Consider the following 12914-nt stretch of genomic DNA (forward strand, 5'->3'; position numbering starts at 1 on the left):
CTAATCATTAAAGAATCATTAAGAAGGGCACATGACGGTTAATAATAATGTACCACAGGCACTACAGGGCTTGATTTTTGCCTTAGTAGGTTATGCTATTTATTCTGCTCATGATGCGATTGTAAAAAGCCTGTCTGGTTACTCCGTATTCCAGATTATTTTTTTTGCAATGTTATTTGTCTATGTGCCTTTTTCTTTAATTCGCTTAACGGATGGTCGTAAAGTCCGCTACCGTCCGATTCATCCTTTTCTAGTATTTTTGCGTGCTTTACTGGTGGTTGGTGCAACCGCAAGTGCCTTTATGGCGTTCTTGATGCTACCGATGGTGGAGGTATACGTCTTACTGTTTACCACCCCTTTGATTATTTCGATTTTGGCGATTCCTTTATTGGGCGAAAAAATTCATGCCTTCCGTTGGGGTATGATTATTTTGGGTCTGTTGGGCGTTTTGATCGTACTGCGTCCTTCCCCAGCTAGCATCAAAATAGGGCATTTATTAGGTTTAGCATCGGCGTTTTGTGGGGCAGGGGTGGCCATTATTACCCGCATGATTGGGCGAATTGAAAGTGCACCCACCATGATTCTTAGCCCCTTGCTGATGAATATTACAGCATCAGGCTTAGCACTTTATTTTGTGTATAAACCGATGAGCTTGGCTGATCTTTCCATGATGTTCTTGATGGGAGCGATGAGTTTAGCGGCACAATTAGCCATTTTAGAAGCCTATCGCAAGGCACCAGCTACCGTCGTCGCCCCCATGCAATATAGCCAATTGCTCTGGGCTGTTTTTTATGGCTTTTTATTTTTCCATGAAACGATTGATGTGATGACAGTGATTGGCGCAGGAATCACCGCCTGCTCCGGTATTCTCATGGTATGGCGTGAGAGCTATGCCTCCACAGTTCAGCCGATTATTAAAACCGGCAATATTCGTGCCCCTGAACCCGAAGATGCTGAAGCTGTCACTAGCCCAGCGTCTTAGTAGGTGGTTGGCGCAGTTTCCAAAGTATAGCTAGTCCAACTAGCATAATGATCCCAGCTAATAATAAACCTCTTTGGTAAGTCCCCGAGACTTCGGCGAGATAGCCGGTGATGGCGGGGGCGACGATTTGTGCGACACCATAGCTCAGTGTTAAGCGTGCCATGGCTTTGGACGGATTGGTAGGATACATGCGCCCCACAATAGTAAGCGTTAAACTCACAATACCAATAAAGGTTGCACCATAAAGCGCAGCGCCGAATATATTAAGCCATGGATTTAGACTAAGCGCTGGCAAAAATATCGCAATAATTTGCCCAGCAAAGGCGAATTGTAATGCCGGTAAATCGCCGATTCTGCGCGAAATGCGATCCCAGATAAAGCAAGCGGGCGTTGCTGCAACGCCGACTAACATCCACACCCAATTACCCCAACCCGCTAAGCTAGGGATTTTTTCTACCATAGCCACTGTGAAGGTGGCACTGACGACAAAGCCAAAGCCAGCACAGAAATACATTAGGATCATTAAGCTGAGCCATTGACGCGAGGGAGGGGCTTGCTCCAGTTTGGTTTGTTGATGGGCAGGCGCGGGTGCTGGTAGCCAGAGCCAAGCAGGAATGAGTAATAATAAAGCTAAGCCACCTAAGGCCAACCATTGTTGTGCCCAGCTCAAGTGCAGGCTCAGCATAATGAGTGCTGCCAAGCCAGACACAATAATACCGCCACCGAGTCCGCCAAAATGAATCCCCAGCTCAGGTCTATGTCCGTTATTTAATAGCCAATTTAGCATTAAGCCCGAGCCAATTAATAGACCGGCAGCACTGCTTAAGCCAGCTAAATAGCGCAAGATCGACCATAGCCACATATTTTCTGTGAAGGCCATCGCGCTCACACTTAAGACGCCAATGATTAAACCGGCACGATAGAGTTTAAATTTAAGCGCTAGGCTCGAAATAGAGGCCGCAAGTAAAGCACCACTCATATAACCCATGTAATTAAAAGTCGCGAGCCAGCCACCAGCCACTTCCGTGAGCCACGTTTCAGCGCGCATCACCGGCAAGAGTGGTGTATAGGCAAAGCGGGCAATGCCCACTGTTAGAATTAGGCTGCAAATACCGGCCAGTAGAACTTTGCTAATCGGATGATTCAACATAGGGGCTGCTCACGTATCGAAGGCGCGTAGTGTAAAACTTCTTAATCACTTTGTCCTAACGCTAGATCAGTGATAGTTTGGCGCGGGATAGCGTAGATTAAATGTTGGTAGCGTTGGTAGGAGGTGATGTTTGCGTTTGCTAGTTGTGGAGGATCAAACAGAATTACGTGAAGCTATTGCTAAACGGCTAATGGCTTTAGGCAATAGTGTTGATAGTGTTGACTCGCTGAAGTTAGCGCGTCGCTACCTAGTGAATGCACATTACGATGTGCTCGTGTTTGATCGTATGTTACCCGATGGTGACTCTATCCACTTATTGCAGGAGCTACGTAGACAGCAGCCCGTGGTAACTGTCCCGATTTTACTGTTGACAGCGCGTGACAGTATTGAGGATCGCGTCGACGGTTTGCGGGCTGGTGCGGATGATTATCTGATAAAACCTTTTGCGATGGATGAGTTAGTGGCACGTTTACAAGTGTTGGCACGACGTAATAGTTTGCCGCGCGCCACGATTCTGCGCGTGGCTGATTTGGAGCTGGATACAGGCAGTCGGGAAGTGCGTCGTGCTGGTGTGTTATTACCCTTACGCCCCAAGGAATATGCAGTCTTGGAGTTATTAGCGATACGCCAAGGCCGAGCGGTTTCACGAAATGACCTGTTAGAGTCGTGCTGGGATACTGCGGAAGGCCCTGCCTCCAATGTCGAGGAAACCATTATCGCCTCCTTACGCCGTAAGCTAGGTGAACCAAGCCTAATTCAAACCGTGCGTGGCATGGGTTACAAGCTTGGTTTAATGCATGAATAAAAGCCAATTAGCGCGTCTTGCCATGCCCTTGTTAGTGGCGTGGACGCTCGCTTGGCTGAGCGGGCTTAGTATCTTGGCTAATGTGGCAATTGATCTTAGGGCGGAGCAGCGTGATGCAGACTTGGATACACAATTAGCCCTTTATGCGACAGCCGTATATGGTTTGACTTGGTTTGATGCCAGCGGCCAATTCCATCCTGAATTATATTGGGCTGAAAAAGATTTGCACCCTGCTGTTTATGATATTTGGCTGGTCGAAGTCAGTGAGGAATCAATAGTTTATCTGGCACCCACTAACGCTCGATTTAGTTTTGCCCATTTTAGATTTTTGCAAGCGCCAGTGATGCAGCAAGCGCAGAAAGTTTATTGGAATGGAGTAGATGATAAGGGGATGCCAGTTCGGCTTTATGCAATTCCCACTTACTTAGATAACCCCGCAAGCCATACACCGAAAGCGATGATCGTAGTGGTAGCTGACCCACGTCCAGCGCAAAATGCGTATGAGTCTTTTGTCCGAAAGATCTTATTGGTCACCGTTTTGTTAGGTTTTGCCGGTTTGGGCATGGGGTTAGGTTTAACGTATTGGAGTTTGCGCCCCACTTTTCACTCATTTCGACAACGTGAGCGTTTTTTATCAGCCACTGCCCACGAACTACGAACACCAATCACTGCCTTGCGTAGTGTTTGTGAATCAGCTTTAAAAGGTGATGAATCATCTGTGCAAGCCCTAAAGCGCATGAATAGCTTATTATCTGAAGCCAGTAACACCTTAAATGATTTGCTGCTGTTTGCGCGTCTTGATGCAGGTGCTGGCTTGCAGCGGGAGGCGGTACGCCTTGATTTGTTGGTGGAAAGTTTATTGCCGGAGGCTGATTTAATTAAATTTGAAGGCGAGGCCACTATTGTAAACGTGGATCCACGGCTAATAAGTGTTGTGGTGCGTAACGGGTTGGAAAATGCCTATAAGCATGGAAAACTACCCATTCATATTCGTGTCACGCAGCAGCAAATAAGCATCGACGATGCAGGGCAGGGCTTTCCGCCGGATTTTTTAACCAGACACTTCAGTGATTTTGCGATTTCGCCTAGTCAAGGTGGAACAGGTTTGGGGCTAGCGATTATTCATTTAATCATGCGCTTACATGGTGGTAAGGTTCAGCTAACAAATACAGCACAAGGCGCACGTATCCTTTTAACTTTCTCTTAACGCTGTCAGCTAACTATCAGCTTTGCGTCTTAAGCTAGCTCCATTGTAACTATTGCTGGAGTGCTGACATGACCTTTAAATCCACTATCCTTGCCCGTTTTGTTGCGCCACTGTTTTTAAGTGTTATAGGGCTTACTACCATGAATAACGTACAAGCGGCTAACTATATGCCTGATGAAACTGCCTTGCATGACAGTACGTGGTTGCAATGGCCGCATCAATATACTTATGGTCTGAGTTATCGTAATCGCTTGGATGCCACTTGGGTAGCGATGACCAGTGCCTTAGCGACTAGCGAAATGGTGCGGATTGTCGCCTATGATGCAACGGAAAAGGCACGTATCCAGAACTTATTGACATTGGCAGGCGTGCCATTAGGACGGATTAGTTTTTTGATTAAGAAAACTGACGATGTTTGGGTGCGTGACAATGGACCGATTTTTACCTTGAATGACAGTCGCCAGTTACAAATTACCGATTGGGGCTTTAATGGCTGGGGGGGCGACACCCGATACAGATTGGATAATACTGTCCCCAGCAGTGTGGCTCAGCAGTTAGGCTTGCCGCGTATTGATTTGAATAAAATCGTGCTCGAAGGGGGCGCGTTTGAGATTGATGGTCAAGGTACTTTTTTGGCTACGAAAAGCGCGATTCTTGAACCGAAGCGCAATCCTAATCTCACGCAAGCGGCCTTAGAAGCTAACTTAAAAGTCCAGTTAGGTGTGAAGAAATTTATCTGGCTAGAGGGTGCGCCCGGCGGCAAAGAAGATATTACCGATACGCATATTGATGGCTTCGCCCGTTTTGGCACACCAGATACGGTAGTGACTATGAGTAATAGCGACTTAACTTATTGGGGCATTTCTCAGGCCGATATTAATCGTTTAGCGAGTGCCAGCAATGTAAACGGCATGCGTTATCGCAAAGTGATATTACCTTTGACCGCAAAAAATGTAGTGACCACGTATGGCAAAAATCTAGGTTATAAAGGGTCGTATGTGAATTACTATGTGGCGAACTCAGTAGTGCTTGTACCACAGTATCAAGATGCTAATGACAGTGCTGCCAAAGCCATTCTACAAAAGCTTTATCCAACCCGGTCGATAGTGGGCATTGATGTGCGTAATTTGTTTGCCAATGGTGGTATGGTGCACTGTGTGACCCAACAACAGCCGCTAGCCCATTAAATCAGTCATACTTTTAAGGAGTTACCCTTATGCTTAGCCGTCGTCGTTTTTTATCTGCCAGTTTATTAGTTTCTGGGAGTGCTATGTTTGGTATGAAAGGTGTGTTCGCGAATCCGCAAGAAGAGCAGCAATGGCGTATGCCGGAAGAAGGAGAGCCACATCAACGTACTTGGATGGCTTTTGGTGCAAGTGCTGAGATTTGGGGCAAAAAACTGCTGCCCGAAACCCAGCGCAGTTTGGCGTTGATTGCGAATACCATTGCTAAATATGAACCGGTTTCCTTATTGGTGCGCAAAGAAGAACGTGCTATTGCAGAAAGCTTAGTGAATGATGGGGTGGAGTTGGTGATTAGCCCCTTAAATGATTTATGGATTCGCGATACAGGGCCTACCTTTGTGCTGGATGAGCAAGGTAAAAAAGCGGCAGTGAATTTTAATTTTAATGGTTGGGGCAATAAACAAGTGCATGATTTAGATGCCAACGTGGCGGGTTTCGTTGCTGCTCAAGCAGGCGTGCCACTCTTACGCACTACCTTAGTGATGGAAGGCGGTTGTATAGAAGTCGATGGCGAGGGTACAGCGATTATCACTGAGAGCTGCGTATTAAATAACAATCGTAATCCCAAGGTCTCAAAATCCCAATTTGAAGATTTGCTGATGCCGCTATTGGGCTTAGAAAAAATTATTTGGCTACCTGGGATTAGAGGCAAGGATATAACCGATGGACATACCGATTTTTATGCGCGTTTTGCGCGGCCAGGGGTAGTGCTAGCAGGTTACGACCCAGACTCGAAATCCTATGATCATGAGGTAACTGTGCGGCATTTGGAAATCCTTAAAGCCGCTACGGATGCACAGGGTAAAAAGTTGCAAATTATTACCTTAGAAGCGCCCACTCAGGTTCGTCCCAAATATGCGAATAATGAGTTTGCGAGTGGCTACATTGGTTTCTATGTTTGTAATGGTGCAGTGATTATGCAGGAGTTTGGCGATAAAGCAGCGGATGAAGCCGCACGGGTTGCTGTGAAAACAGCCTTTCCTGATCGAAAAATTGAACAGCTTAATGTTGATGGTATTGCTGCGGGTGGTGGCAGCATTCACTGTGCCACCCAACAAGAACCGGCCTAATAGCAGTGAGGTAGAGTCCCTAGTTTTATGCGTCTCGTTCGTGCGCTGGTGTTGAAGCTGCTATAATTCGCCCAGCCAAAACGAGAAGGATTAGCATGAATTACGACGGGATCGAGACTTTACCGCTACAGGCTTATACCGAAAAAGCTTACTTGGATTATTCCATGTATGTCATTTTGGATCGAGCCTTGCCACATCTTGGCGATGGCTTAAAACCGGTACAGCGGCGGATTGTGTATGCGATGTCGGAGCTAGGCTTGTCGGCTGCTTCCAAGCATAAAAAATCAGCGCGTACCGTGGGCGATGTGTTGGGAAAATATCATCCTCATGGTGATTCAGCCTGCTATGAGGCCATGGTATTGATGGCGCAGCCGTTTTCCTATCGCTATCCCTTAGTGGACGGTCAAGGAAACTGGGGATCACAGGATGATCCCAAGTCTTTTGCCGCCATGCGTTATACCGAGTCGCGCTTGACGCCTTATGCCAAGGTATTGTTGCAAGAATTAGGGCAGGGTACCGTCGACTGGCAAGCCAATTTCGATGGTACTTTAGAAGAGCCGGTGACTTTGCCTGCACGTTTGCCCAATGTGTTATTGAATGGTGCGACCGGTATTGCGGTTGGTATGGCAACGGATATTCCGCCACATAATTTGCGTGAAGTGGTCAATGCTTGTATTCATTTGCTCGATCACCCGACAGCCACGTTAGCGGATTTATGTAGGTTTATTCCTGCCCCTGATTTCCCGACTGAAGCAGAGATTATTACCCCTGCTGCCGATTTTTTGACGCTTTATGAAAAGGGCAATGGCAGCTTCAAAATGCGTGCGCGCTACGAAGTTGAAGACGGTGATATCGTCATTACTGCGCTGCCTTATCAAGTCTCAGGCTCGAAAATTTTAGAGCAAATTGCGCAGCAAATGCAGGCTAAAAAATTGCCGCTAGTCGAGGATTTGCGAGACGAATCCGATCATGAGCAGCCGGTGCGCTTAATTATTGTGCCGCGCTCCAATCGCGTGGACGTTGAGCAGCTCATGTCGCACTTGTTTGCTAGCACGGACTTGGAAAAAAGTTATCGCGCTAATCTGAATATGATTGGTCTTAATGGTCGCCCGCAAGTGAAGGATCTGCGCCAGATTCTCAGCGAATGGCTGCAATATCGCCGTCAAACGGTGACACGCCGGTTGCAATGGCGTTTAGACAAAGTCGACAAGCGCCTACATTTATTGGAAGGTTTGTTGATTGCTTTCCTCAATTTGGATGAAGTGATTCGCATTATTCGCAGCGAAGATGATCCAAAGCCGAAGCTAATCAAGCGCTTCAAGCTGAGTGACCTTCAAGCCGACTATATTCTGGATACCAAATTGCGCCAATTAGCGCGTTTGGAAGAGATGAAAATTCGTGGTGAACAAGTGGATTTGGAACAAGAACGCGAAGAAATTATCGGCTTATTAGGTTCGGATAAAAAGCTGACGAGCCTAATTCGCAAAGAGCTGAAAGAAGATGCAAAACTCTATAGTGATGAACGGCGCTCGCCCTTAGTAGAACGTGAAGCCGCACAAGTTTTAGATGAAACTGCACTCACCCCCGCTGAACCTATTACCGTAGTACTGTCCAAGATGGGTTGGATTCGTGCGGCCAAAGGCCATGATATTGAGCCAGAGGCGTTGAGTTATAAGCAAGGCGATGGCTTCTTAGCTGCTGCGTACGGACGTTCCAATCAGCAATTAGTGTTATTGGATAGCACGGGGCGCACGTATTCTTTACCTGCCAATACTTTGCCTTCAGCACGCGGTCAGGGGGAACCGCTAACCGGTAAACTTACTTTACCGAGTGGTGCGCGCTTTATTAATACCCTGTTGGGTAAGGATAGCGATCAATATTTACTATCTTCTGCAGAAGGCTATGGTTTTATTTGCTCCTTGGAGGATATGCAAAGTCGCAATAAAGCGGGTAAGGTCACCTTGACAGCCGGTGAGCAGGTAACAATTTTGCCGCCAGTGGCGCTGCGCAATGTAGAAACCGATTGGCTGGCTTTGGTGTCTACTACGGGTTATTTGCTACTCATGCATGCGGCTGAATTGCCGATCCTAGCCAAAGGCAAAGGCAATAAGCTGATGAGTTTGAAAAAAAGTGGTTTGGGAATTGCGGACGAAGCTTTAGCCTTTGTGTTGGTGTTAAGCGAGGCCGATCAGTTAGTGATACAAGTGGATAATCGTAAGAAGCCTTTAGTGTTGAAAGGAGCGGAACTGGCTGAATATCGAGGCGAGCGTGCCCAACGCGGCAAGTTACTGCCTAAAGGTTTTCAACAAGTGTCTCATCTGAGCGTAAGTGAATAATCGGCCATGGTTACTTGCAAATGTATGGCACTTTCCTACTATTGAGGCATTAACTAATAATTAGAGGTGGCTTCACAATGATGCGAATTATTTTATTAGTCATAACGAACTTCGCTGTGATGGCGGTGTTATTTGTGACAATGAATGTGTTAGCGGCGTTATTCGGCATTAATATGTCGCGTGGTAGCATGTCTGGCATGTTATTTATGGCGCTGCTATTCGGTTTTGGCGGCTCCTTCATTAGCTTGCTGATGTCCAAGTGGATGGCCAAGCGCAGCATGGGGGTGCAAATTATTGAACAACCCAGTAATAACCAAGAGCGTTGGTTAGTAGAGACTGTGCGTCGCCAAGCGGAGAAAGTGGGTATCGGTATGCCTGAGGTGGGTATTTTTTACTCCTCATCTCCCAATGCGTTTGCAACCGGTGCCAATAAAAATAATGCGTTAGTGGCCGTGAGTCAGGGTTTATTGGAAAGTATGACGCCTGATGAGGTTGAAGCGGTATTAGGGCATGAGATTGGTCATATTGCCAATGGCGACATGATTACCCAAACTTTATTGCAAGGGGTGTTAAATACCTTCGTATTTTTCTTTGCACGCGTTATTGGGATGTTAATTGATAGCTTTTTCCGAAGTTCGAATGAAGAAAATAGTGGTATGGGTATCGGGTATTTTATTGGCTCGATGATCGCTGAAATTTTGTTAGGCTTTTTGGCGACCATGATTGTGATGTGGTTCTCGCGTTATCGCGAGTTTCGTGCCGATGAAGCGGGGGCTACTTTAGCGAGTAAGCAAAAAATGATTGCTGCGTTGCGTCGTTTACAAAAAGCCCATGAAGTGGAACAGTTGCCCGGAGAAATGGCTGCTTTTGGTATTTCGGGTGGTTTAAGTTCTAGCTTAGGTCGACTATTTATGACTCACCCACCGTTAGAAGAAAGAATTGCAGCCTTGCAAAATGCTGCTTAAAGCTGACTATTCTACGGATTAGTGTATTGATTTATCAAAGAGGAGGATTTAATGATCCTCCTTTTTTATGCTTTTTAATTTTTATTTAATAGGCGGCATGGTTTCAAAACTAGGTAAGTCAGGATCCATAAAATCCCATGCAGGTTTATTCCGATGATAAACAATCCGATTGGCTTTAAACCAATCCTTCTCATTAAAAACACCCATCGCAATGGTCACAATACCAGGGCGTGCACTGTTATAACCAAACAAGCGGCTGCCGCAAGTAGGGCAAAAGGTTCGGGTGTATTGGCTGCCCGTATCGGTAGTGATCGTATAGCCTTTGACTTCGCCCGTACTGACTAAGTCGTCCTCTTTGAAAAAGGCAATCGACATATGCCCAGAGCCGGAAGAACGTTGGCAGTGTTCGCAGTGACAATGCCCACCGGGAATGGCTGGTTCATTCTTCACAATGAATTGAACTGCGTTACATAAACAATGTCCACTGGCAAAAATTTTATCTGACATAGAATAATCCCTTGCCTTAGTTTTAAAAAACTTGATCTATATTGATGAATTTATTTCCTTAATCATAGCGATGTGTTTAACATTTCTTGGAAATTTAGTGTAAAATATCGCGCAATTTGACAAAGTGCTATTAATCATGAGTGCAACTCCTCCCATAATTACGATCGACGGCCCCGCCGGTTCGGGTAAGGGGACGATTGCGTCTATGGTAGCTAAGAAATTAGCGTGGCACTTACTAGACAGTGGCGCTATTTATCGTATTGCGGCGTATGCAGCTTTGCAAAACCACATGGATCTGAGTGATGAGCGGGGCTTAGTCCAGTTGATTCAAGGTCTAAACATGGAGTTTTCAGGCGAGCAGGTGCTGTGCGACGGTGAGGATGTGAGTTTAGCCATTCGCACACCAGAATGTGCTGAGGCAACTTCGAAAATTTCAGCCTTGCCCGCCGTGCGTGCCGCCTTACTAGAGCGACAACGTTCGTTTCATAAACTGCCCGGTTTGGTCGCTGATGGGCGTGACATGGGAACCGTAGTTTTCCCTGATGCCAGTGTAAAAATATTTTTGACAGCAAGTCCCAGCGTTAGAGCGGAGCGGCGTTATAATCAGTTGAGGCAACAGGGCATTTCTGCTAGTATTGGTCAGTTAGAGCGGGAGATTAATATTCGTGATGAACGTGATAGTAATCGTCCGGTCGCGCCCTTAAAACCAGCAACTGATGCCTGGGTGATTGATAGTAGCTATTTAAGCCCCAATGATGTGCTGGAACAAATCTTACACCGCTTAAGATGACAAGCTGAAGACTTGGCTCTTGCGCTGTGAGCGTACACGGAGCCCAGACAAGGAATGTTTGGGCTTTTTGTTTTTCCCGTCATGCAAGGATGCGGTGACGATAGAGATTTATACTACAGGTAAATTTATTCATGACTGAAAGTTTTGCAGAACTGTTCGAAGAGAGTTTGTCCTATACCCAGATGAAGCCGGGTTCTCTCGTTAATGCAACTGTTATTGAAGTTCGCCCAGACTTCGTAACCGTTAGCGCTGGTTTGAAATCAGAAGGTGTCATACCGGCTGAACAGTTCAAAAACGAAAGAGGCGAGCTTACCGTTAAGGTCGGTGATCTGGTAGAAGTTGCACTAGACACGGTAGAAGACGGTTTCGGTGAGACACGTTTATCCCGTGAAAAAGCGCGTCGTATGCGTGCATGGGAAGTCTTAGATGAAGCCTTCAATAATGACGAAATCGTTACTGGTATTATTACCGGCAAAGTTAAAGGTGGCTTCACCGTTGAGTTGAGCGATATCCGTGCCTTCTTACCTGGCTCTTTAGTCGATGTACGTCCAGTACGTGACACGGCTTACCTCGAAGGTAAAGAATTAGAATTCAAATTAATCAAGTTAGACCAAAAACGTAATAACGTGGTGGTATCGCGTCGTGCGGTGGTTGAGGAAGAATACAGCGCAGAACGTGAAGCCTTATTGGATAACTTACAAGAAGGTCAGGTGGTTAAAGGTGTGGTTAAAAACCTCACTGATTACGGTGCGTTCCTTGATCTTGGTGGCATCGACGGCTTGTTACACATTACGGATATGGCTTGGAAGCGTGTTAAACATCCTTCTGAAGTGGTTAGCATTGGTGATGAAATCGAAGTTAAAGTCCTTAAGTTCGATAAAGACAAGAACCGTGTATCACTTGGTCTCAAGCAATTGGGCGAAGATCCATGGCAAGATTTGGTGCGTCGTTATCCTAAAGAAACTCGCTTATTCGGTAAGGTTAGTAACCTCACAGATTACGGTTGCTTCGTGGAAATTGAAGATGGCGTAGAAGGTTTAGTACACGTTTCTGAAATGGATTGGACGAACAAAAACGTTAACCCAGCGAAAGTCGTAACCTTGGGTGACGAAGTGGAAGTCATGATCCTTGACATCGATGCAGAACGTCGTCGTATTTCATTAGGGATGAAACAGTGTCAACCTAACCCATGGGGTGAGTTCTCCAGCTCACACAATAAGGGTGACAAGGTTTCTGGCAAGATCAAGTCGATTACTGATTTTGGTATCTTCATTGGTTTAGATGGCGGCATTGATGGTTTGGTGCATTTGTCTGACATTTCTTGGCACGTACCGGGCGAAGAAGCCGTGCGTAATTACAAGAAAGGTGATGAAGTCGAAGCGGTCGTTTTAGGTGTTGATGCTGAGCGTGAGCGTATCTCGCTTGGTATTAAACAAATGGAACAAGATCCATTCTCTAGTTTCGTTGCCGCTCATGCTAAAGGTAGCTTCGTAAAAGGCAAGGTAGTGGAAGTCACTGCTAAGTCGGCACGTATTGATCTGGGTGATGGTATTGAAGGCATTTTACGTGCCTCTGAACTGTCTAAAGACCGTGTCGAAGATGCGCGCACCTTGTTAAAAGAAGGTGATGACATCGAAGCGAAGTTCATGGGCGTTGATCGTAAGACTCGTGCCATCAATTTGTCGATCAAAGCGAAAGATACTGATGAAGAAGCGCGCGTGATGCGGGAATACAGCAAAGGTTCCGGCTCAGCGTCAACCTCATTGGGCGATATCTTCAAAGAACAGATGAATGATTAATAACCGGTTTTAAAACCGGGCTAAGGAATAATAAAGGCCATGGAAGGCCGTAGAAATCC

Annotated in this window: 11 protein-coding genes; 9 read left to right on the forward strand and 2 right to left on the reverse strand. The window is 46.2% G+C overall.

Features of this window, described 5'->3' with window-relative positions:
• The first annotated feature begins 31 nt into the window (after positions 1 to 31).
• A complete protein-coding gene (locus A3IE_RS0114155) occupies positions 32 to 982 on the forward strand; it encodes a DMT family transporter (protein ID WP_020396278.1) in 951 nt (316 codons plus the stop codon).
• On the opposite strand, the gene A3IE_RS0114160 is transcribed toward A3IE_RS0114155, so the two are convergent.
• Entirely contained in the window at positions 966 to 2132 is a 1167-nt protein-coding gene (locus A3IE_RS0114160) for a YbfB/YjiJ family MFS transporter (RefSeq protein WP_020396279.1), read from the reverse strand. The genes A3IE_RS0114155 and A3IE_RS0114160 overlap by 17 nt on opposite strands.
• Before the next feature lie 130 nt (positions 2133 to 2262).
• Between A3IE_RS0114160 and A3IE_RS0114165 the strand changes: the two genes are divergently transcribed.
• From A3IE_RS0114165 to htpX, 6 genes are all read left to right on the forward strand, one after another.
• On the forward strand, positions 2263 to 2937 hold the full coding sequence (locus tag A3IE_RS0114165; protein ID WP_020396280.1) for a response regulator: 675 nt from the start codon (positions 2263 to 2265) through the stop codon (positions 2935 to 2937).
• On the forward strand, positions 2930 to 4144 hold the full coding sequence (locus tag A3IE_RS0114170) for a sensor histidine kinase (protein WP_020396281.1): 1215 nt from the start codon (positions 2930 to 2932) through the stop codon (positions 4142 to 4144). The genes A3IE_RS0114165 and A3IE_RS0114170 overlap by 8 nt, the downstream gene beginning before the upstream one ends.
• 68 nt (positions 4145 to 4212) lie before the next feature.
• Positions 4213 to 5331: an agmatine deiminase family protein gene (locus A3IE_RS0114175; RefSeq protein ID WP_020396282.1), complete on the forward strand. Its 1119-nt coding sequence runs from the start codon at positions 4213 to 4215 to the stop codon at positions 5329 to 5331.
• Positions 5332 to 5360: 29 nt separating this feature from the next.
• Positions 5361 to 6458: an agmatine deiminase family protein gene (locus tag A3IE_RS0114180; protein ID WP_020396283.1), complete on the forward strand. Its 1098-nt coding sequence runs from the start codon at positions 5361 to 5363 to the stop codon at positions 6456 to 6458.
• Between the two features lie 95 nt (positions 6459 to 6553).
• Positions 6554 to 8794 (forward strand): DNA topoisomerase IV subunit A, encoded by a 2241-nt coding sequence (gene parC / locus A3IE_RS0114185; RefSeq protein ID WP_020396284.1) that lies wholly within the window; start codon positions 6554 to 6556, stop codon positions 8792 to 8794.
• 77 nt (positions 8795 to 8871) lie between these two features.
• Positions 8872 to 9759, forward strand: a complete 888-nt coding sequence (gene htpX / locus A3IE_RS0114190) for a protease HtpX (protein ID WP_020396285.1) — start codon at positions 8872 to 8874, stop codon at positions 9757 to 9759.
• Between the two features lie 81 nt (positions 9760 to 9840).
• On the opposite strand, the gene A3IE_RS0114195 is transcribed toward htpX, so the two are convergent.
• Positions 9841 to 10266 (reverse strand): GFA family protein, encoded by a 426-nt coding sequence (locus A3IE_RS0114195; protein ID WP_020396286.1) that lies wholly within the window; start codon positions 10264 to 10266, stop codon positions 9841 to 9843.
• Between the two features lie 136 nt (positions 10267 to 10402).
• On the opposite strand from A3IE_RS0114195, the gene cmk reads away from it, so the two are divergent.
• Together cmk and rpsA are read left to right on the forward strand one after the other, a co-directional pair.
• Complete coding sequence (gene cmk, locus A3IE_RS0114200) at positions 10403 to 11056, forward strand: (d)CMP kinase (RefSeq protein WP_026154953.1); 654 nt, start codon at positions 10403 to 10405, stop codon at positions 11054 to 11056.
• Positions 11057 to 11187: 131 nt separating this feature from the next.
• Positions 11188 to 12855, forward strand: a complete 1668-nt coding sequence (rpsA, locus tag A3IE_RS0114205) for a 30S ribosomal protein S1 (protein WP_020396288.1) — start codon at positions 11188 to 11190, stop codon at positions 12853 to 12855.
• The last annotated feature ends 59 nt before the right edge of the window (positions 12856 to 12914 follow it).

This window comes from Thiolinea disciformis DSM 14473 (genome assembly GCF_000371925.1).
Taxonomy (GTDB): domain Bacteria; phylum Pseudomonadota; class Gammaproteobacteria; order Thiotrichales; family Thiotrichaceae; genus Thiolinea; species Thiolinea disciformis.